General features: G+C 66.3%; 26 protein-coding genes and 4 tRNA genes. 18 read left to right on the forward strand and 12 right to left on the reverse strand.

The genetic code is table 11. From position 1 onward, the window contains the following. Positions 1–69: 69 nt before the first annotated feature. Positions 70–1,548, forward strand: a complete 1,479-nt coding sequence (locus QJR12_RS09435; RefSeq protein ID WP_300581125.1) for an alanine/glycine:cation symporter family protein — start codon at positions 70–72, stop codon at positions 1,546–1,548. A gap of 57 nt (positions 1,549–1,605) precedes the next feature. Here the strand turns inward: QJR12_RS09435 and QJR12_RS09440 are convergent, their stop codons facing one another. Then, positions 1,606–2,790 (reverse strand): NAD-dependent formate dehydrogenase, encoded by a 1,185-nt coding sequence (locus tag QJR12_RS09440; protein ID WP_300581129.1) that lies wholly within the window; start codon positions 2,788–2,790, stop codon positions 1,606–1,608. Positions 2,791–3,005: 215 nt separating this feature from the next. Between QJR12_RS09440 and QJR12_RS09445 the strand changes: the two genes are divergently transcribed. Next, the gene (locus tag QJR12_RS09445) at positions 3,006–3,152 is read left to right on the forward strand and encodes a hypothetical protein (protein WP_300581132.1); all 147 of its coding nucleotides are present in this window, start codon (positions 3,006–3,008) and stop codon (positions 3,150–3,152) included. Positions 3,153–3,190: 38 nt separating this feature from the next. Here the strand turns inward: QJR12_RS09445 and QJR12_RS09450 are convergent, their stop codons facing one another. Next, complete coding sequence (locus tag QJR12_RS09450) at positions 3,191–4,963, reverse strand: IS1634 family transposase (RefSeq protein WP_300575500.1); 1,773 nt, start codon at positions 4,961–4,963, stop codon at positions 3,191–3,193. 116 nt (positions 4,964–5,079) lie between these two features. On the opposite strand from QJR12_RS09450, the gene QJR12_RS09455 reads away from it, so the two are divergent. The 15 genes from QJR12_RS09455 (at position 5,080) to QJR12_RS09525 (ending at position 13,641) form a co-directional block, all read left to right on the forward strand. Continuing rightward, entirely contained in the window at positions 5,080–5,325 is a 246-nt protein-coding gene (locus QJR12_RS09455; protein WP_300581288.1) for a DUF732 domain-containing protein, read from the forward strand. A 292-nt stretch (positions 5,326–5,617) separates the two neighbouring features. Further along, a complete protein-coding gene (locus QJR12_RS09460; RefSeq protein WP_300581135.1) occupies positions 5,618–6,757 on the forward strand; it encodes a site-specific integrase in 1,140 nt (379 codons plus the stop codon). After that, positions 6,757–7,392, forward strand: a complete 636-nt coding sequence (locus tag QJR12_RS09465; protein WP_300581138.1) for a hypothetical protein — start codon at positions 6,757–6,759, stop codon at positions 7,390–7,392. The genes QJR12_RS09460 and QJR12_RS09465 overlap by 1 nt, the downstream gene beginning before the upstream one ends. Before the next feature lie 98 nt (positions 7,393–7,490). Next, positions 7,491–7,697: an excisionase family DNA-binding protein gene (locus tag QJR12_RS09470; protein WP_300581140.1), complete on the forward strand. Its 207-nt coding sequence runs from the start codon at positions 7,491–7,493 to the stop codon at positions 7,695–7,697. A 205-nt stretch (positions 7,698–7,902) separates the two neighbouring features. Further along, positions 7,903–8,241, forward strand: a complete 339-nt coding sequence (locus QJR12_RS09475; protein WP_300581143.1) for a DUF2742 domain-containing protein — start codon at positions 7,903–7,905, stop codon at positions 8,239–8,241. Next, positions 8,238–9,884 carry a DUF3631 domain-containing protein gene (locus QJR12_RS09480; RefSeq protein ID WP_300581147.1) on the forward strand — a complete coding sequence of 549 codons (1,647 nt, stop codon included), beginning with the start codon at positions 8,238–8,240 and terminating at the stop codon, positions 9,882–9,884. The genes QJR12_RS09475 and QJR12_RS09480 overlap by 4 nt, the downstream gene beginning before the upstream one ends. Next, the gene (locus tag QJR12_RS09485; RefSeq protein ID WP_300581149.1) at positions 9,881–10,222 is read left to right on the forward strand and encodes a hypothetical protein; all 342 of its coding nucleotides are present in this window, start codon (positions 9,881–9,883) and stop codon (positions 10,220–10,222) included. The genes QJR12_RS09480 and QJR12_RS09485 overlap by 4 nt, the downstream gene beginning before the upstream one ends. Before the next feature lie 150 nt (positions 10,223–10,372). After that, positions 10,373–10,636 carry a hypothetical protein gene (locus tag QJR12_RS09490; RefSeq protein WP_300581152.1) on the forward strand — a complete coding sequence of 88 codons (264 nt, stop codon included), beginning with the start codon at positions 10,373–10,375 and terminating at the stop codon, positions 10,634–10,636. Beyond that, the gene (locus QJR12_RS09495; protein WP_300581154.1) at positions 10,633–10,854 is read left to right on the forward strand and encodes a hypothetical protein; all 222 of its coding nucleotides are present in this window, start codon (positions 10,633–10,635) and stop codon (positions 10,852–10,854) included. Before QJR12_RS09490 ends, QJR12_RS09495 begins: the two co-directional genes overlap by 4 nt. 684 nt (positions 10,855–11,538) lie before the next feature. Further along, positions 11,539–11,853 carry a hypothetical protein gene (locus QJR12_RS09500; protein WP_300581157.1) on the forward strand — a complete coding sequence of 105 codons (315 nt, stop codon included), beginning with the start codon at positions 11,539–11,541 and terminating at the stop codon, positions 11,851–11,853. A 138-nt stretch (positions 11,854–11,991) separates the two neighbouring features. Then, positions 11,992–12,309 carry a hypothetical protein gene (locus tag QJR12_RS09505; protein WP_300581159.1) on the forward strand — a complete coding sequence of 106 codons (318 nt, stop codon included), beginning with the start codon at positions 11,992–11,994 and terminating at the stop codon, positions 12,307–12,309. 14 nt (positions 12,310–12,323) lie between these two features. Continuing rightward, positions 12,324–12,743 (forward strand): hypothetical protein, encoded by a 420-nt coding sequence (locus QJR12_RS09510; protein WP_300581162.1) that lies wholly within the window; start codon positions 12,324–12,326, stop codon positions 12,741–12,743. Further along, entirely contained in the window at positions 12,740–13,021 is a 282-nt protein-coding gene (locus QJR12_RS09515) for a hypothetical protein (protein ID WP_300581164.1), read from the forward strand. The genes QJR12_RS09510 and QJR12_RS09515 overlap by 4 nt, the downstream gene beginning before the upstream one ends. After that, a complete protein-coding gene (locus tag QJR12_RS09520; RefSeq protein ID WP_300581167.1) occupies positions 13,018–13,335 on the forward strand; it encodes a hypothetical protein in 318 nt (105 codons plus the stop codon). Before QJR12_RS09515 ends, QJR12_RS09520 begins: the two co-directional genes overlap by 4 nt. Positions 13,336–13,479: 144 nt before the next feature. Next, positions 13,480–13,641, forward strand: coding sequence for a hypothetical protein (locus QJR12_RS09525; protein ID WP_300581170.1), 162 nt, complete (start codon positions 13,480–13,482; stop codon positions 13,639–13,641). 40 nt (positions 13,642–13,681) lie between these two features. Here QJR12_RS09525 and QJR12_RS09530 read toward each other — a convergent pair whose 3' ends face one another. The 9 genes from QJR12_RS09530 to QJR12_RS09570 form a co-directional block, all read right to left on the reverse strand. Next, positions 13,682–13,942 (reverse strand): hypothetical protein, encoded by a 261-nt coding sequence (locus QJR12_RS09530; RefSeq protein ID WP_300581172.1) that lies wholly within the window; start codon positions 13,940–13,942, stop codon positions 13,682–13,684. Positions 13,943–13,969: 27 nt separating this feature from the next. Then, complete coding sequence (locus QJR12_RS09535) at positions 13,970–14,179, reverse strand: hypothetical protein (protein WP_300581174.1); 210 nt, start codon at positions 14,177–14,179, stop codon at positions 13,970–13,972. Further along, positions 14,176–14,421 carry a hypothetical protein gene (locus tag QJR12_RS09540; protein ID WP_300581177.1) on the reverse strand — a complete coding sequence of 82 codons (246 nt, stop codon included), beginning with the start codon at positions 14,419–14,421 and terminating at the stop codon, positions 14,176–14,178. The genes QJR12_RS09535 and QJR12_RS09540 overlap by 4 nt, the downstream gene beginning before the upstream one ends. Next, positions 14,418–14,723, reverse strand: a complete 306-nt coding sequence (locus QJR12_RS09545) for a hypothetical protein (protein WP_300581178.1) — start codon at positions 14,721–14,723, stop codon at positions 14,418–14,420. The genes QJR12_RS09540 and QJR12_RS09545 overlap by 4 nt, the downstream gene beginning before the upstream one ends. Next, positions 14,710–15,642 (reverse strand): tyrosine-type recombinase/integrase, encoded by a 933-nt coding sequence (locus QJR12_RS09550; RefSeq protein ID WP_300581180.1) that lies wholly within the window; start codon positions 15,640–15,642, stop codon positions 14,710–14,712. The genes QJR12_RS09545 and QJR12_RS09550 overlap by 14 nt, the downstream gene beginning before the upstream one ends. Next, positions 15,639–15,941 (reverse strand): hypothetical protein, encoded by a 303-nt coding sequence (locus QJR12_RS09555; protein WP_300581183.1) that lies wholly within the window; start codon positions 15,939–15,941, stop codon positions 15,639–15,641. Before QJR12_RS09555 ends, QJR12_RS09550 begins: the two co-directional genes overlap by 4 nt. 106 nt (positions 15,942–16,047) lie before the next feature. Next, a tRNA-Val gene (locus QJR12_RS09560) sits at positions 16,048–16,122 on the reverse strand. A 16-nt stretch (positions 16,123–16,138) separates the two neighbouring features. Beyond that, a tRNA-Cys gene (locus tag QJR12_RS09565) sits at positions 16,139–16,209 on the reverse strand. A 29-nt stretch (positions 16,210–16,238) separates the two neighbouring features. Beyond that, positions 16,239–16,311 (reverse strand) — tRNA-Gly (locus tag QJR12_RS09570). A gap of 171 nt (positions 16,312–16,482) precedes the next feature. Between QJR12_RS09570 and QJR12_RS09575 the strand changes: the two genes are divergently transcribed. Beyond that, positions 16,483–16,554 (forward strand) — tRNA-Val (locus QJR12_RS09575). 80 nt (positions 16,555–16,634) lie between these two features. On the opposite strand, the gene QJR12_RS09580 is transcribed toward QJR12_RS09575, so the two are convergent. Then, positions 16,635–18,002 carry an HNH endonuclease signature motif containing protein gene (locus QJR12_RS09580; protein WP_300581186.1) on the reverse strand — a complete coding sequence of 456 codons (1,368 nt, stop codon included), beginning with the start codon at positions 18,000–18,002 and terminating at the stop codon, positions 16,635–16,637. Positions 18,003–18,119: the final 117 nt, after the last annotated feature.

The following is an 18,119-nucleotide window of genomic DNA, read 5'->3' on the forward strand; positions in this document are numbered from 1 at the left end:
CTATCGTCAACATCTCGCCCGTACGATTTTGCAGTCAAGCGGCGGCCAGGTTTTTGGAGGGAAGTGAAGATGGACTTCCTCCAGGAACAGTTGATCGATCCGCTGAGCACGATCCTCTATACCCACGTCCTGATCTTTGTGCTCATCGGTGTGGGGATCTATTTCACGCTGCGGACCCGCTTTGTTCAGATCCGTTATTTCGGCAGAATGCTTCACCAGATCCGGAGCTCGCACGGTCACTCCGGTGGCATCTCGTCGTTCCAGGCGTTCTGCGTGGGCCTGGCGTCTCGGGTCGGCATCGGCAACATCGCCGGGGTCGCCATTGCCCTCACGGTGGGTGGTCCCGGCGCGGTGTTCTGGATGTGGGTGGTGGCGGCGGTCGGTATGGCGACGGCACTGATCGAGGCCACGCTGGCGCAAATCTTCAAGGTGCGCTCGAAAGACGGTGCCTTCCGGGGCGGTCCGGCGTTCTACATCCAGCGGGGGCTAGGCTCGCGGCCCGGCGGGATCGTCTTCGCGATTCTGGTGGTGTTCACGTTCGGGATCGCCTTCACCATGGTGGAGGCCAACGCGATCAGCGACGTCTTGAAGACCTCGCATGCGGTCACGGCGGAGTGGACGGCGCTGGGGTTAGTCGCGTTTGCCGCGCCGGTGCTCTTCGGTGGGATTCGACGGGTGGCCAAGGTCGCGGGTTTTGTCCTTCCCATCGTGGCAACCGGGTATGTGTTGCTGGCGCTGGTCATCGTGGCGGTCAACATCGCGCATCTGCCGGCGGTGATCGCACAGATCCTCGGCGGCGCGTTCGGATTTAAGCAGTTGGCCGGGGGTTTTGGCGGCGGCATCACCGCCGCGATGCTCAACGGGGTCAAGCGGGGGCTGTTTGCGAGCGAGGCCGGTATGGGCAGTGCGCCCCACATCGCGGCCACCGCGACGGTGTCTCATCCGGTTGAGCAGGGCTTGATCCAGTCCCTCGCCGTTTTCGTCGACACCATGGTGGTGTGCACGTCCACGGCGTTCATCGTCATGGTTTCGGGTCCGGACATCTATGACCCGGCTCGCCCGGCGGCGATCGCCGGCGCCAGCCTGACACAGACGGCGATCGCCGCAGGCCTGGGATCCTGGACCACCGGCGTGATGACGATCGTGGTGTTCGTTTTCGCGTTTTCCGCGGTGCTGAGCAACTATGTCTGCGCCGAGGCCAACTTGTTCTTCCTGGGCGCGGGGCGGCGGGCGGTTGCGGTGCTCAAGGTGGTGACGCTGGTGGCGGTTGCCGTGGGGGCGTTGGCCAAGCTGGCGGTGGTGTGGTCGCTCGCCGATGTCGGGATGGCATTGGTGGCAGTCGGCAACTTGATCGCGATTTGCCTGCTGGGTGAGTGGGCGTTCGCCGCCGTGCGGGATTTCCACCGCCAGTCCGCCGCGGGCCAAAAGCCGGTGTTCAAAACCGCCGAGCTGCCCGGTGTGCTCGATGGCGACGTCTGGGAGCTGCCCCGGCTGCGGCCGCTGCGCCGCTACGGCCGGACATCGCCGCCGGCCACCGCGGTTACCTGACGGGGTTCGGTTCGGCGGTGCCGCTGGCGCAGTCCAGGGGATCGTAGCGGGATGTCTCTACCGGTTGCCGCCGAGGCTGGTGGCGGCTCCGGCGGTGTAGGACCGTTTGCCGGTGCCGGCCAGCTGGCCCCCGGCCACGATGAGGTATTCCTCGCGGATGGGCCGGCCGGCGAACCAGTCTTCGAGGATTTCCCTGGTGCCCGCGGCGTAGCGCGCCTGGGCGGACAGCGTGGTGCCCGAGACATGGGGAGTCATGGCGTTGTACGGCATGCGGCGCCACGGGTGCTCGGCCGGCGGGGGCTGGGGGTACCAGACGTCGCCGGCATAGCCCGCGAGCTGACCGCTGTTCAGTGCGGCCACGACCGCGTCGCGCACGCAGATTTCGGCGCGGGCGGTATTGACGATGTAGGAACCACGCCGCATCGAGGCCAGCAGCTTCTCGTCGAACAGGTGATAGGTCTGCGGGTGCAGCGGGGCGTGGATGGAGACCACGTCGACCGCACGCACCAGCGACTGCACCTCGGGGTGGTAGGTGACGCCCAGTTGCCGCTCGACCTCGGCCGGCAGCCGGTGTGTGTCGGTGTAGTGCAGGTTGACATCGAAGGGCGCCAGCCGGCGCAGCACGGCTTGCCCGATGCGCCCGGCGGCGAGCACCCCCACATCCATGCCCTCCAGGTCGTAGGCGCGCGCAGCACAGTCCGCGATGTTCCAGCCGCCCTGCGCCGCCCATTGATGCGACGGGATGAAGTTGCGCACCAGCGCAAGGATCTGCATGACCGCATGCTCGGCGACGCTGATGCTGTTGCTGTAGGTGATCTCGGCGACCGTAATGCCCCGGGTGATCGCGGCGTCGAGATCCACGTGATCCGAGCCGATCCCCGCGGTGATGGCCAGTTTGAGCTTAGCGGCTTTTGCAATCCGCTCAGCAGTCAAATACGCGGGCCAAAACGGCTGGGAGATAACGACATCAGCGTCGGGCAGGTGCCGTTCGAACTCGGAGTCCGGGCCGTCTTTGTCGGCGGTCACCACCAGCTGATGGCCGGCATCCTCAAGGAATTTCCGCAGACCCAGCGCACCGGAGACGCAGCCCACCAGCTCACCGGGAGTGAAATCGATCCGCGACGGGCTCGGCAGACTCTGACCCCCAGGGTAGCCGCGGACCGCGGGAATGCTGTCACGGGCATACACCGGCGGATAGCCGGAAACCGGATCCGGATACAACACCAGCACGATCTTGGCCATGACGTCCTCCTTCGACGATGAGCGGACCAGGTAGCCGGGCCGGTTCGCATCACGGTCTGGGCGGGCAGCACTGCCAGCCGTCGAGTAGCTGTCCGAGAGAGACTATCCGGTGCCTCCTGGCGGTTCGGTGGTGACCCGCTTGGCGCATCAGCTCTTCGTGTCTTCTTGACGGAGAACCGCATGCGGATCAGCCACGCCCGGGCAATGATGAAACCATGAGACTTCCGCTGGTCGCGGCTGGAGTCATCGCCGTGATCGCCTTCGCGGTGCCGGTGCAGGCCGATCCCGCCGGTGACGACGCGAGATTTCTCGCGGCACTAAACCGAAGTTGCGGCGGTTTGGGTGGGTGGATTCGTGGCTGACGTGGGTTTTTGCTGGTGGTGTGGGGTCGTGGTTCTGGCTACGCGGCGGTCAGCGGGATGGGGGTGCCGATAAGGTCGAAGGCGCGGCGTTGGTCGGGGGTGGGTTCGGCCAGTGTGGGTACCGTGGCGTTGGTGCCGTGGTAGTGAATGTCGTTGCGGGTCAGGGTCGCTAGGTGATCGAGCAGGCCGCGGAAGCTGCGCAGCGGGTTACCGTCTGGGTCGTGCTGGGTCGAGGCTTTGGCCTGGGCCTGTGGTGAGCGTTGTGCGGGCGCGACGGGGTTGTCGCGGGCGGGTGGGTGTTCGTCGGTGAAGGTCAGCGACGCCCAGGCTTTACGCAGGTGCCAGACCAGGTAGCAGGCCAGCAGGCAGATCAGCACGTGGGCGCGGACACGCTTATCGAGGCGGTGATGGATGGGCCGCAGATCCAGATCATCGGCCTTGATGCTGCGGAAGTCGCGCTCGACGTGGGCGAGGTTTTTGTAGCTTTCCACCACGGCTGCTGGGGTGAGGGTATCGGCGTCGACGCTGGTGCGCAGCACGTAGATGCCATCGAGGCTGGCCTCGGCATCGATGCCGGCCTGGTCACGCTGGTAGGTGAAGCTGGTGTCGGTGATGGTGCGGTGAAAATGCTTGCCCACGTTGTGTTTGACGATGATCCGCCCAACGGCTTCACCGATCTTGCCTGCCCCCTTGAGGGTGCCGCGGGCCACCCGCTCGGCGATGGCGGCCAGGTCGGCCTCGGTGGCGGCTAGCAGCGCGGCGCGTTTGCGGGCCCGCTCGGCGGCCAGGGCGGGGTTGCGGCAGGCGATCAACCGTTCCCCGGGGTAGTCGGGGTGGGCGATCTCGGCGAGATCTTGGGTGTCGAACAGGCTCATCTGCAGCGGTCCCTTGTCGGCGGCCAGGGTGGCGATCTGGGGTGCACGCAGGGCGGTGATCCACCCGAAACCGGTTCCCGCATCGGTGTTAAGCTCTCTCAGTGCGCTGATGCGTGCACTGGTGATCATGCCGCGATCCCCCACCAGCACCAGCCGGGTCAACCCGAACGTGTCGCGCAGCACCTCGACGATGTCGGTGAACGCGACCGGGTCGGCGGTATCTCCGGAAAACACCCGCACCGCCACGGGGCGTCCGGCCGGGTCGGTGAGCACCCCGTAGTTGATCTGCGGCAGGCCCTTTTTGCCGTCGCGGGAATAGCCATGGGCGGCCAGCTCACAGCACCGCCCGGTCACCCATGAGCTGGTCAGATCGAACAACGCCATCCGTGACGGGTTCGCCGCTGGCCCAAGGTGTTTAGCGGCCAGCTTCTTCTCGATCGCGTCCTGACGATTCGCCAGCCAGTCCATCGCGGCATACACCTCATCGGTGGAGGCGCCAGCCACGTCCAGGTCGGGCCCCAAGGTGGTATCGGCCCACCGCGACAACGTTGACAGCTTGGACGCCGGACGGATCACCCGCGAAATAACCAACCCCAGCACCAGATCGCGGGATCGACACGCCGGACCCAGGAGCGCCGGAAACCCCAGCCGACGCGCCATCGCCGCCACTGCGGCCACATGCCCGTGCGGCAGCGAGCGGGTGATGGTGCAGGCCGACTGGGCAGGCACCATCACCTGTCCCTTCAGCGTCGCCTCGATCGCGGCGATCACCTCCGCGGGCAACTTGGACAGGTTGGCCAGGGTCTCGTGGCGGACCTTCGTCCCGTCGCGGTAGGTGCGACGCACCAGCACCGACTCATAGCGGTGCACGTTGCCGGCCTTGTCCACATATTTGCTCGGAGTCCGGGCTACGTGCATCCGCACAGGTTTGACCATAACTGAATATTACAAGGCGAACTCGTCAATCAATAGCATCAACACACCATATTCACTGGCTACACCTTCGGCAGACCAACCCGCACAGACCCCAGCTCAACCCCCAAATTGCCTAACTGACCCGCCGCAACTTCGGACTAAAAGACGCCGGGATCACCTACAGCAACGCAACCAAAGTGGTAGCGGCCGGAAAAGCGGTGTGCATGGAGATGGACAACGGCACGTCGGCCCCGGATGTTGTCAAGCAGCTCACAGAAGCCAACCCGGGATTCATGGTGCACAACGCCGAAAGGTTCGTCGGCATCGCAGCCAGTGTTTACTGCCCTCAACACATCGCCACCAGCAGCGGTGGGGGCGGCTGACCCCGGCGCCCGTCTCGGACCCCCACACCACGGTGCGCATCCGATGTACAGTCTGATAAATCGGCTAACTACCGCCTTTGACCTGCGTAAACACTGGTGCGCCGTACTGGGATTGAACCAGTCCAATCGGTTTGCTGGATTTTACTTGTTGACCAGCGCCGACGTTGAATTGCCTGCGCTTACAACGGACAGTACAACAGGAAGCACGCGGCGGCAAGCGGAAGCAAGTGTGCTATGGTCAGGTCATGTTCAGGTCATGACCTGAGAAGCCAAGAGGACTGGGAATCACACAATGACGCGGGGAGCGGGTCGCAGGAACCGCACTTCCGGCACGTTCGGATCGGTCGATAAGCTCGCCACCGGCTACCGCGCCCGCTACTACGGGCCGGACGGCCGCCGCCACAAAGCGCCCACCCTGTTTCTCACCAAGGCTGAGGCCCGCGCCTGGCTGGCGCTCAAGCAGGCCGAGATCGTGCGCAACGCATGGACACCACCGGAGGCCGAGCGACCGGCCGAGCCGAAGCTGACGTTCGCCGAGTACGCCGAAACCTGGCTGTCCCAGCGCGACCTGAAGGAGCGCACCCGCGAGCACTACCGCAAGCTGCTCGACCACCACTTGCTGCCCGCATTCGGTGGCATGCCGCTGGCGTCCATCACGGTCGAGGACGTGCGCGGCTGGCACGCGGCGATGAGCCACCGCAAGACCCCTACCCTGCGCGCGCACTGCTACGGGTTAATTCGGACGATTCTGGGCACCGCGACCAGCGACGGCAAGATCGCTCTCAATCCGTGCGTGATCCGCGGCGCGGGCACCGCCAAACGGGTCCACCGCATCCGGCCCGCCACGCTCGGCGAGCTGGAGATCATCACCAATGCGATGCCCGACGAGTACAAGCTGATGGTGCTGCTCGGCGCGTGGTGCGCGTTGCGTTTCGGGGAACTCGCCGAGCTGCGCCGCATGGACATCGACCTGTCCGATGAAGTGATCCGGGTGCGTCGCGCCGTGGTGCGTGTCCACGGCGGCCAATTCCAGGTCACCACACCGAAATCCGGCGCCAGTGTCCGTGATGTGGCGGTCCCGCCGCACTTGCTGCCCGCCATCGAGGAACATCTCGCCAGACACGTTGGCGGCGCGCGTGATTCACTGCTGTTCCCGGCTAAGAGTGGACGCCACCTAGCGCCCGCCACCTTGAACCGGCACTTCTACAAAGCGCGTGACGCGGCCAACCGGCCCGACCTTCGCTTTCACGATCTGCGGCATTCCGGCGCGGTGCTGGCCGCGGCCACTGGGGCGAGCTTGGCCGAGTTGATGAGCCGTTTGGGTCACAGCACTCCGCAGGCCGCGATGCGCTACCAGCACGCCGCGCAAGGCCGGGACCGTGAAATCGCCGCACTGCTAAGCAAACTCGCCGAGAACCGGGCGAGACCCTAATGAGCGCAGACGAGTTAGAGTACGTTCATCAGCGCATCATGCGCGCGGTCGAGGAGCACCTGGGCGGCCCAGTCGAGGAACACGTGGGCGGCCCGAGTATTCAGCCACCGGATGATTCGTACAGCCACTACCTGTCGCCGCGATTGCTGGACTGGTGGGAGAACGCCGGGCGTCGCATGCCGCCGACGCTGCTCGTAGTGTGCGGGATCGACGGCTGCGGCTCCCGGCTGGCCGACGTGCACACCGACGCCGCCGACCCCGAGCTGGTTGTCGTGAAACTGTGGCAGCGGCTTCCCGACCGGGTAGTACCAGCCGCGCCACCGGCCGCACTGCTCGACAAGCTAGGACAAGCCGCCGAGAAGATCACCGACGCCACCGGGCGCACCCTCGCCGATATGCTGCGCGCCCGCCAGGCCGACTACGACGCGCGGACGCTACGGCGCCTTGGCGCCCGTCGGGTCGCCAAGCGCTACACCGCCCCCGAGCTGCTGGTGCCGCTAGAAGTGGCGGCCGTGGCTGTTTGTCCTGTCCACTGGCAGGTCAGTCTCGATCCGGCCGTGCTGCGGGCCGAGCTCGCCCGCACGCGACACGCCGTGAGACGGCGCATCATGGCATCCAACGCCGCGATGGGCTAGCCTTAGGTTCAGACCTCGCGGTGCGCGAAACCCGGCGGTTATTCGTCGGGACACCGGCTTAGGCAACCGGAAACCCTTGATATGCAAGGAGTTTCCGCATGCCCGCGAAAACCGCGTCTGCTGTCGTTCCTCCCCGCCGGTGGGCCACCCCGCAAGAAGCCGCCGACTATCTCGGGGTAAGCGCCCGCACGATCCGCCAGATGGGTGCCGACGGTCGAATCCGCTTGTACCGCAACGGCAAGCGAATCGTCCGAGTTGACTTGAACGAGCTGGACGTCGCCATGACCGCCGGCGGTGCCAAATGAACGGCGAAGGCCGGGCGCTGCCGCCCGGCCCTCGATTAACCGCTGAAGGACTCGCCCAGTGTAGCACCGCGCCGACCTGCCGTGAGTGCGGCGCGCCGCTGCGCTCACCCACCACCTTGCGTCGGCGCATGTGCCGGTCGTGCTGGCGGGTCGGCCGGCGCGTCGGACTGCTCGACCCGACCAGGCGACAGGTCGGTGACGGCCGATGACCGCGACATGTCCCGAAAGCCGGCAAGTCTCATGGTGGTCGGTCCACACGTTCATCGAATCTATACTCTCCCAAGCGAATTGCGGCGGGCCGCTTCCGTTGGCGGGCACGCCAGGCTGGTGCGCGCTGGCCGACGGCGATCCCCGGAAACTTTTGGCGCTGGCCGTCGCCGGCGAGCACCACGTGCTGCGGATGGAGACCGCGCAGGAAGCGCTCGCCGAAGCATCGAAAGACATTGCAGCGGCAGCGGATTGGCCGGCGATAGCCGCCGAGATCACACAGCGCCGCACCGCCGAGGCGGCCGGTACACGAATCCCACGAAAGGCCTCGAAATGACTACCACTGCTGACGACCGAGCCGACGAGCTGCGCGACTGGTACGCGGAAGACGAGCCGAACGGCGCGAAGCTGCTGGACGACATCGAATCATTCGCCGCTCGATTCCTGGCGCTTCCAACCGAACACCACCTTGTCGCGCTCAGTTTATGGGCTGTTCACACATGGGCGATCGAAGCGTTCTATGTCACACCGAGGCTTGTGCTTGAGTCGCCAGAATGGGGTAGCGGCAAAACTCGGGTGCTGGAAGTTCTCGAAAAGCTGTGCTACGCGCCACGGCTCATCGTCTCGACATCTCCAGCAGCTTTGTATCGGCGCATCCACGCCGGGGGTGACCGGCCGCCGACTGTTCTGCAGGATGAGGCCGACGCCGTTTGGAGCCGGGGAGCGACCGGCCAGGCTGAGGAATTACGAGCGCTCTACGACAACGGATACCGGCGGGGCGCCACCGTCGACCGCTGCGTCGGCGACGCGAAAAACATGGACGTGCGCGAATTTCGGGTGTTTGCGCCAGCGGCGCTGGCCGGGCTGGAGGGCAAGATTCCGCGCACGGTCACCAGCCGGGCAATCGTCATGCATATGCGCCGCCGGCTCGCCGACGAACTGCTGGATGACTGGCGTGAACGGGATGTTGACATTGAGGCCTGGCCGTTGCGGGCGCGTATCGAGGCATGGGCCGCAGCCACCCTCGACACGCTGGCGAAGGCTCGGCCAGTTATGCCGGCCGGGGTGCGCGACCGGCGCGCTGAGATATGGGAAGCACTGCTGGCGGTTGCTGACGCCGCCGGCGCCGATTGGCCTGAGCGCGCCCGCGACGCCTGCGAGCATTTTGAGTGCGACAGCACCGAGGATCGGCTGTCTTTCGGCACGCGGTTGCTTCGAGATGTCCGCGCCGTGTTCGGTGAGCGCGACCGCATGTTTTCGGTTGACATCATCGCCGCGCTGACATCCGACGCGGAATCGGAGTGGCTTGACGTGTGGGGCAAGCCCCTCAACGAGCGTCGGCTAGCAAAGGAATTGAAACGCTACGGAGTGGCGTCAGACACCATCCGCATCGGAGAAGCACGCGCCAGAGGCTACCGGGTTGACGGCGAAGATGGGCTCGGTCAAGCCTGGGCGCACTGGCTCCCGCCCGCCCCTAAGCGTGACATGCGTGACAAGCGTGACATCGCAGGTCAGCGCGTCACGGATGAAAATCCGATCCGTGACAAGCGTGACAACGGCACGGATGAGCGTGACATCCGTGACACATCCGTGACAACGGAAACACCATCTGACCAGCTGTTTTCCGAAAATGTCACGGATGTCACGGATGTCACGCATAAAAACGGAAAAGTTGGTGACGAGCGCTTGGATTACACCCGGCCACCCGAGCCGGACACCACGCCGCTGGGCGGTATCACCGACCGCACCACCGACCACACCGAGCGTGTCCAGCAAACTACCGAGCGCCTTAACGGAACCCACCAGACAACCGACCGAGAGGAGAGGACTACGGTGCCAACGCCTAGCGCCGCCGAACCAGACGGCCACGCCGGGAAGCCGGCACGCCGCCTTTGCCCGTGCGGGCGGCCCGCACCCGTCGATCCCGAGAGTGGCCTTTGTCACTGGTGCTCGGCGAAACGGGAGGCGGCCGCCCGATGACCGACCTCGACGCGACGCTGCTGATCGACGATCACCGTTCCGCACATTTGTGCGATGTTGGACTGCCGGGTTGCCTCGCCGTGACGGCGGTCGGCTCAGACGGGGACACGGTGCTGCTGGTGGCCGACGCCGAGCTAATCGGTGACCCGGACGCGACCGTCGATCCCCACTGCGCCGACGCCCGACACGACCAAACCGGCCCGCTGCCGCCCGCGTGGCGGTCCCGTATCTGGTCAACCCCGCTTCGCTGTGGAAGGCGCACGGCATCCGGTGGTCGCTGCCGGATCCCGGTGCGCTGTCCCGGCCAGGCGTGCGGCTGGCATCGGAGGGCACCGTGACCGGCCAGCCGTCTCGTCCGAGGCTCACCCCGGCTGTCGCCCGCCTCGACCCGCCGCGCCGACAATCACGCACCCAACGCATCACCCGGCAGCGCCAGGTTCAAGCGTGGCGGCGTGCCGCCAAAACACCACCACGGGAGGACTCACGTCGTGAGACTCGATGACCTGCTCGCGCCGCTGCGCTCCGTCCCGCTGCTGCCGGGAGCCCGCTGCGTCGGCCGGCACGAACTGTTCGACGAGACCGACGACCCAGCGGCCGTCGAGTACGCGCTCAACACCTGCCGCAGTTGCCCGGCCCTCGCAGCTTGCCGGTCGTGGTTCGACGCCTTGCCGGCCGGTGAGCGCCCGGCGGGTGTCACCGCCGGCCGACTCCACCGGCCGCCACGCATCCCGCCACGGAGGAACCGTCGATGAGCGACCATCACCGCCGCCGCACCCGCCGCCGCGAACCCGACCCACTGGTCTACGAGCTTGTCGAACTGCACGCCCAGCTCGGCGACCAGCTCGACCTCGACGACGCGACGGCACTGCTGGCCCGACTCGACCGCGACCGCCTGCGTGACCTGTATCTCGCGACCCTGCATTCAAGCATTCAACACAAGCAACAAACAAACAAACGAAACAAGAAATGAACAAAACAGAGAAACAACAAATGAACAAAACAAACAGAACAAACAGACAATTCAGAACAGACAATTCAGAACAGACAATTCAGAGCAAACAATTCAGAGCAAACAATTCAGAACAAACAATTCGAGACAAAACGAAATCCCCCAGCGGGATCGGTCACGCCCACGGCCGACACGTCCATCCCGGCATTCCATCACCACCACACCCTGCGCGCGCCGGACACCACCCAACGATCCCATCACACGCACCGGACCCCGCATTCACGCATCCATGCCGCATCGTGGCCCCCACCCCGCATCCGGGCCGCATCAGCCAGGCCGGGCCGCATCCGGGCCGCATCAGCCTGCATTCCCACCAGGCCGCATCGCGGCCGGCATCTTGGCCGCATCTTGGGATGGCCGCATCGGCATGGCCGCACGCCACCCCACCGCTCGCAAGGCGCTGCCTACACACCCCACACCCCACACCGGCAAACATCGCCATCCACGACAGCAAACACCACACACCACCACCCACCCATGTCCCGCGCCAAACCTCACCCAAACTCGGCAAACACCACCACCCCACACCACCAGCACAAATGACCACCCCGCAAAAAAATTCGGAGGGAGGGGGTGTGCGCGCGACCCCGCTGCGGTCGCGGTTTTCTCTCCCCGGCCGCTAATTCCACATTTTGGAGGGCAAAATTGACCACGCGACGCTCCAGAAACATTGTGCCGCAGCGAATTTCGGTGCTGGCTGCGGTCGAGTCCGATGATTACGAAACCGCGCTTCGCGCGTTGCGGCGCCGCGTGGGCTGGCAGCTGGGACGCACTGTCGATGCGCGGGCCGTCTGTTCGCTGGTGGGGACGCTGCTGACCATCCTGGCTGAGCTGGACCGCTTGGAGGGCCGGTCGGCCGGGTCGGCTCCCTCGGTGCTGGCCGAGGTTCGCCTGCGCCGGCTGGAGCGGCAGCGGCGGGCCACTGTGCAGCCGGTTGAGCCGCCGCCTTCGACGAGCTGAGCTGTCCCGCCGGGACAGTTTTCGGCACGCGGGTGAATGTGGAAACACCTGTTCGCAGATGTTGCTATGCTTAGGCTGGCTGTCCGCGACCGGCCCGTCCGCGGACAGCTCTCGATACGTCCGAGGAGGAGGCGCCGAATGCCTACATTTGTTTCCAGCGCTCGCGGGTTCCAGCCGCCGCCGCCGCGTCAAGGCCCGGCCGATGGTGTGAAGCGCGATCTCGCGGGTCTGCCGCTCGACGACCTCGGCGAGCCGGTGCGGATCACCCATGGCCGGCCACCCGAGGAATGGAGCGACGCTGAGGTTCGCGACGCGCTTTTATGGCGGCTGGGACCACGCTTCCGTGCGGGGTTGAAGCCGCCGCCGGGCAGCACGAGCTACTACATTCCAAGCCCGGGTGATGTCTCCCGCTTCGATCCGGCTACCGGCCGGTGGGTGCCGAAAACGCCGTGGTGAGAAGGGATTCCGTCGTGACCGAGACCGATGACTTTAAACTGTTGATCCACCCTGACGCGCGGTTCCGTTCGACGTGCGCGCTGCTGCGGGTGGCGGACCATCGCGGCAGGCTGCACGATTTTTATGGGCCGGGCCGGCTGCTGCCGCAGTGGGTGGCCCACGACGCCGAGCAGATTCGCCGGCTGTTGGATCATGGGCTGGTTGAGGTTTGCGATGCGGCCGGGCGGCCGACTGATCCGGGCCGGGTGATCGAATGCTTGTCCGCGCTGAGCGCGGTTGGTGTCCCGTTGGGGTGTGGTCGTCCAAGGGCTGCGGATATGTTGCGGCGCAACGGTTTCCGCTACTCGAACGACGCCATCGCCAAAGCGTTGACGTTGTTCAACTCGGACCCCCCGTGGAGGGCGGGCGATCCGTTCCCGTGGGAGGCGAAATGATCGCCGAGCGTGTGCAGGTGGGGCCGACGCCCGTGCATGTTGCGACCGCGCACTGGCAGTGCTCGGGCATCCTGGTCGAAAACAGTGGCAGCGTTGATGTTTTCATCGACGCGCACGAGGAAGCGCTGGAGCCACCCGACATTTCCGGTGTGCGGTTGCGGCCCGGTGAGCGGGTGACACTCCCGCGCCACCGGGACGACCGGAGTTTGAGTGTGTACGCGGTCGCGCCGGACGGCCGGGGTGAGGTCACCGCGTACTCGCCGGGGTTTCCTGAGTGAGCGTGTCGAACGTCCCTGCGGTGGTGGTGGTGGGCACGACAACCACCCCGATCCCGCTGCCGCCCGTGGCGGCGGTGTGGGTGCTCAACAGCTCCGGTGGCCTCGGCGACGGGCCCGCGCCGGATGTGGTTGTCAACCAAGGCGACCCGGCGTCCCTGGACCCGCAGGTGGGTTGCCGGTTGAAGCCGGGCCAGTTCGCGACGCTACCCATGCTCGACACCTACGGTCACCCGATGGCGTTGTCGGCGATAGCCACCGGGCCGGGAGGCCAACTGGAAATCGAACTCATAGAGAACGGCGGTGGTTGGGCTTGATTGGCGTGCGCGGGTTTCGGGTTCTCCTTTCCCCGGTCGCTCACGCCCGCGCAACACGGGGTGCCGGCCTTGGTGGGGCTTTCGCGAGCTTTCACCCACCGGGGCCGGCACCCTACCCAAACTCCTGAGGAGCCGTGATGGGTGATGGATGAGCGTCTGGTGAACGCGCTTTTGGCGCAGCAGGTTTTGCGTAGCCTGTCCGATGAGCGTGGCAACCGTGACCCGTGGGCTGAGCTGCTGACCCAATGCTGGCAGGCAAGACGCGACGACGGCGACGGCCCCGACTACCTGCACATGCCGTTCTGACCCGGCTGCGTGCGGCGGCCGCACCCCACGGCATGTGCGGTCATCGTGACCGTGCGCGCATGCGGTCATTGCGGCGGGCTTGCATCGCTTCCACGGCCCGGTGGAACCGGCCCCAGTCGGCGCGCTGCGCAAACGGCGTCGGCTTCGGTGTGTCGGGCAGGCTGGTGTCTCGCCGCAGCGGCCAGCGCCGGCGCACCACCCCGGCCAGCACCGAGCAGCCGGGCCGGTGGCGCACGATGGCGAAGCTCTCGGCCAGCGGTTCAGGCCGCGCACCGCACCGGGTACAGGTGAAGTCCACCATCGCCGTCCAGTGTGCCGCGCGGCTAGCTCACGTCGGGGCTGTTCTCCCGTGATCCTGGGCCGCGCAATAGTTCGGGTCGTAGGCCGGCCCGAACGGGTCGCAGGAGTAGCCGCTGCGCGGCGGCGACTCGTTGTAGCAGATGATCGGATCGAACAGCGGCGATGCGGGATCACACCATTGGATCGGGCCGTGCGTGGAAGCGTGCAACACGGCGGCAGCGGCGAGCGCGGCGATCATGGTGCCGTGTCCCGCCGCTCCACGATGCGCCGGTAAGTGTCGTAGTCGATGCGGTCGTCGAGGTATTGGGTCACCGGGTCCGGGCCGGGGTAGCCGGCCAGGTCGTGCTCGCCGAGCAGGCCGGGGTATTCGGCCAGCAGGTCGTCGATGATGCCGCCGACATTCCACGTGTCGCGGCCGTCCCACGGCAGCGTGCCCAGCACGTAGCGGAGCAGGTCTTTGCGCACGACGGTTGCCTTCATCGCGGGCCTCCCAGCTCGGCGCGCACGTCGCCTTCGACCACGAAGGCCAGCCGCTCGGCGTAGGCGATGGCGTCGCTGATTCGCCCACCCAGCTCGAACGCGCGCGCCGCGCGGGCACCGGATAGGTGTTGCTCGGCCCAGCGGGCGTCGGTGAGCGCGCTACGCAGAAAATGGCGACAGGCCTCCAGGTAGCCGGCCGCTTCGGCGAGACCTCCGGCCGCGCCGGCACGGGCTTCCTCGGCGCGCCGGGTTTCCTCGGCCAGCTCGGCGGGCGTCACCTGCCGGTAGTCATCGCGGCCCATCGGTGGCTCCATCGTCGTGTTGGGCGCGCGCACCGTCCGCGGCCAGCCGGTTGATCGCTTCCGTGCGCCGAGCATCCGACACCCGAGTGTAAATGGCGGTGGTGTTCAAATTGGCGTGCCGCAGCAGGGTTTGCGCGGTGCGCAGATCGGTGCCGTCGCTGACCAGTCTGGTTCCGTACCAGTGTCGCAGCCTGTGCGCGGTGCCGCCTGGAATGCCGGCGCGATCCATTGCCTGCCCGATGATGTCGGCGACGCCGCGTGGCCGGATCGGCTGCCCGCGCCGGCGCGCGTTGCCCGGAAACCACCAACCTCGCCGGGGCATCGTCTCGGCGGCCTCAACCAGCAGCGGATGCAGCGGCAGTATCGCGGTCACGTTGCCCTTGCCGGTCACCCACAGGGTGCGCGCCTGAGGGTCAACGTCCTCGCCGCGTATTTTGGCGATTTCATGCACCCGCAAGCCCGCGAACGCCGCCAACAGGATCATCACGCGGGTGCGGTGATGCATGCGCACCGCGAGCAGGTTTTGCAACTGCTCATCGGTGATCGGCCGGGGCACGCCTTTGGGGGGCTTCGGCCGTGGTAGCTGCGCTGCGGCATTCGTGCCGCCGTTTTGCCCCAACCAGCGGTAGAAGCTGTGAATGTAGCCGTAGTAGGCGGCGCGGCTGTTGGGCTTCAAATTGGGCCGGCCAAGGAACCGGGCGATGTCAAGGGGCCGCACCGACTCCACGCCCGCCCCGGCGAATTTCTCCAACCGGCGCAACACACCCAGGGTTTCGTTGATCGTGCGGTTGGAGCGGCCCGCGCCGCGCATGTACAGCTCCCAGCGCTCCAATGCGCTCAGCTCGCCATCGTCATCGCCGGAACCGGCGGCGGGCACCACCAACGCCAAATGCCGGTGGTGGTGTCGGGCCGCGCTCATAGCCGCACCAACCGTACTGCGGTGGCCAGGTTGCCGAACACGCGCCCGCAATGCGCGCAGCGCGGCCGGCCGGTGAAAAACTGCGCCCGAGTCTGCCGCAGCCACGCGGCCTTGTGCTGCCCGCACATCAGCACCGCCTCACAGCCGTGCAGGTTCACCCGCCAGCCGGCCGGCCGGCGGCATCGCCGACCCTCACCGGCGGCGGGCATCTCACAACCCGGCGGGCAATCGAACATAGACACCACCGCCTCCAACCCGTCACCGGCCCGGCACAACTCGCGGTAGGACTCAATGGACATGTGGCTCCCTTCGGGTTCGGAGCCAGCGTCGCCGATTGTCAGGTCATATCTAGGTCACGGCACCGTGTTTGTTGAGCTAACTACCGCCTCTGAGCTGCGTAAACACTGGTGCGCGGTACTGGGATTGAACCAGCGACCTCTTCCGTGTCAGGGAAGCGCTCTCCCGCTGAGCTAACCGCGCCCGGGTCCGAGAAAAGAGGTGGAGACGGGAATCGAACCCGTGTGCACGGCTTTGCAGGCCGTTGCCTCACCACTCGGCCACTCCACCGCGGGGTTGACGCCACTGAAACACCTTCGAGCGGATGACGGGATTCGAACCCGCGACCCTCACCTTGGCAAGGTGATGCGCTACCAACTGCGCTACATCCGCGCGCAACGGACGAGGACGTCGCCCGGTGCGAAGCACGACGATAGTCCACCTACGCGGGACCGCACAAATTTCTTGATACCACGCGACGCGTCCTCATTGTGCGGGGATGCGGCACGTTCTGCCACCAGGCCCGTTCGTGCTAGTCTTCGACGTCGTTCGCGTCTCGGTGCCGGTCCCGTGGCTCAGTGGGAGAGCGCCCGCTTCACACGCGGGAGGTCGCTGGTTCGATCCCAGCCGGGACCACCGCGCGTCACAGATTGGGGCGTCACCGGGCGCTCTGACGGGTCGCCACGCCGTGGCCGGCGTAGCCGCCGGTGGTTGCCCTACGGGTCGTCGTCGTCTTCGTCGTCGCCCAGGAGCTTTTCGGGGTGGTGGTAGGCATTGACGCGAGCCTGCCCATGGTCGAGGTGGGCTGGGGGAAGCCATTCCGTCTCGCCGCTGGCGCGTTTGCGGGTTTGCCAGCCGCCCTCTTTGACCAGGGGATGATGTTGTCCGCAGCCGAACGTCAGGTCATCGATGTGGGTTTTACGGGATTTGGCGTACTCGGTGACGTGATGAACCTCGCAAAAATAGCCGGGCACATCGCAACTGGGAAAGCTGCAGCCACGGTCCTTGGCGTAGAGCACGATCCGCTGCCCGGGTGAGGCGAGCCGTTTGGTGTGATACAGCCCGATTGCCCGGCCGTTGTCAAAGATCGCCAGATAGTGGTGTGCGTGGCGGGCCAGCCGGATCACATCGCTCATCGGCAGCAACGACCCGCCGCCGGTGAGTGCTCGCCCGGCGCCGGCCTCCAATTCTTGAAGTGTGGTGGTGACGATGATGGATGCCGGTAGCCCGTTGTGCTGGCCCAGCTTTCCGGAGGCCAGAACACTGCGCACCACTGCGGCGAGAGCGTCGTGGTTTCGTTGCCCGGTGGAGCGGGCGTCCCGGGCGACGGCATCTTCGCAGGGCGTGCCGTCGACGGTGGCCGCTTGGTGGTCGGGATGGCACATCCCGGGGGCGGCCCAGCGGGCCAGCACGGCTTCCAGCCCGGCGCGCACCTCGGGGGTCAGCCAACCTCGAATAGGCGACATCCCGTCGGCGTCTTGGATGCCAAGCGTCAACTCACGCCGCCGTGCCCGGTCCCCATCACTGAAATTGCCGTCGGGGTTAAGGCAATCGGCGAGTTTGTCGGCGAGCTTTCGCAGCTCATCCGGCCGGTGCCGGGCAGCCAGGTCGGCCAGCTGTGACTCCGCGCGATCGCGGGTGGGGGCGTCGACCCAGTGGGGCAGCTGCCGGAAAAACCGCCGGATCACCGTCACGTGGCCGGTTCCGATTGTGCCAGCGCGTTGCCCGGCGGCGGTACACGGCAACCGTGGGGGCAGCGGCTCACCGGTAAGCGCCCGCCGCTCACCTAAATCCGCGGCCTCATGGATACGCTGCGCGGCCTCCCCGCGGGTGATGCGCAACCGATTCGCCAACGCCTGCGCCAAACCGCCGCCGAGTTCGATCGGGCTGGCCAGCTGACCTACGTGATTGATCAGCGCGTGCCGCGGGACGCTCAGCCGCCGGGAAGCCGCTTCCAGCCGCTCCAGAAGCCTGAGCTGTTCGGGGACGGTCAGTGCGTCGAAGGACAGCTCGAGTAGCCCCGACACCGCATCATGCAGCGCATCGAAACGCTCCACGATCTCTTCGCGGCTACTCGAACCCATATTCGAAAGCTATATCGCCTGTGTGACATCGCGGACGCTCAACCGGTGCAAATGACGAAAACGAACCGGGTTATCCACAGCCGCGAATGCATCCACAGCCAGCCCGGCGCAGCACAG

It is taken from the genome of Mycobacterium sp. (assembly GCF_029961025.1).
GTDB lineage: Bacteria > Actinomycetota > Actinomycetes > Mycobacteriales > Mycobacteriaceae > Mycobacterium.

Coding starts and splice junctions, on each gene's coding strand:
- QJR12_RS09435 (WP_300581125.1), top strand. CDS start 70: ATGGACTTCCTCCAGGAACAGTTGATCGATCCGCTGAGCACGATCCTC.
- QJR12_RS09440 (WP_300581129.1), bottom strand. CDS start 2,790: ATGGCCAAGATCGTGCTGGTGTTGTATCCGGATCCGGTTTCCGGCTAT.
- QJR12_RS09445 (WP_300581132.1), top strand. CDS start 3,006: ATGAGACTTCCGCTGGTCGCGGCTGGAGTCATCGCCGTGATCGCCTTC.
- QJR12_RS09450 (WP_300575500.1), bottom strand. CDS start 4,963: ATGGTCAAACCTGTGCGGATGCACGTAGCCCGGACTCCGAGCAAATAT.
- QJR12_RS09460 (WP_300581135.1), top strand. CDS start 5,618: ATGACGCGGGGAGCGGGTCGCAGGAACCGCACTTCCGGCACGTTCGGA.
- QJR12_RS09465 (WP_300581138.1), top strand. CDS start 6,757: ATGAGCGCAGACGAGTTAGAGTACGTTCATCAGCGCATCATGCGCGCG.
- QJR12_RS09470 (WP_300581140.1), top strand. CDS start 7,491: ATGCCCGCGAAAACCGCGTCTGCTGTCGTTCCTCCCCGCCGGTGGGCC.
- QJR12_RS09475 (WP_300581143.1), top strand. CDS start 7,903: ATGACCGCGACATGTCCCGAAAGCCGGCAAGTCTCATGGTGGTCGGTC.
- QJR12_RS09480 (WP_300581147.1), top strand. CDS start 8,238: ATGACTACCACTGCTGACGACCGAGCCGACGAGCTGCGCGACTGGTAC.
- QJR12_RS09485 (WP_300581149.1), top strand. CDS start 9,881: ATGACCGACCTCGACGCGACGCTGCTGATCGACGATCACCGTTCCGCA.
- QJR12_RS09495 (WP_300581154.1), top strand. CDS start 10,633: ATGAGCGACCATCACCGCCGCCGCACCCGCCGCCGCGAACCCGACCCA.
- QJR12_RS09505 (WP_300581159.1), top strand. CDS start 11,992: ATGCCTACATTTGTTTCCAGCGCTCGCGGGTTCCAGCCGCCGCCGCCG.
- QJR12_RS09515 (WP_300581164.1), top strand. CDS start 12,740: ATGATCGCCGAGCGTGTGCAGGTGGGGCCGACGCCCGTGCATGTTGCG.
- QJR12_RS09525 (WP_300581170.1), top strand. CDS start 13,480: ATGGATGAGCGTCTGGTGAACGCGCTTTTGGCGCAGCAGGTTTTGCGT.
- QJR12_RS09530 (WP_300581172.1), bottom strand. CDS start 13,942: ATGGTGGACTTCACCTGTACCCGGTGCGGTGCGCGGCCTGAACCGCTG.
- QJR12_RS09535 (WP_300581174.1), bottom strand. CDS start 14,179: ATGATCGCCGCGCTCGCCGCTGCCGCCGTGTTGCACGCTTCCACGCAC.
- QJR12_RS09540 (WP_300581177.1), bottom strand. CDS start 14,421: ATGAAGGCAACCGTCGTGCGCAAAGACCTGCTCCGCTACGTGCTGGGC.
- QJR12_RS09545 (WP_300581178.1), bottom strand. CDS start 14,723: ATGGGCCGCGATGACTACCGGCAGGTGACGCCCGCCGAGCTGGCCGAG.
- QJR12_RS09550 (WP_300581180.1), bottom strand. CDS start 15,642: ATGAGCGCGGCCCGACACCACCACCGGCATTTGGCGTTGGTGGTGCCC.
- QJR12_RS09555 (WP_300581183.1), bottom strand. CDS start 15,941: ATGTCCATTGAGTCCTACCGCGAGTTGTGCCGGGCCGGTGACGGGTTG.
- QJR12_RS09580 (WP_300581186.1), bottom strand. CDS start 18,002: ATGGGTTCGAGTAGCCGCGAAGAGATCGTGGAGCGTTTCGATGCGCTG.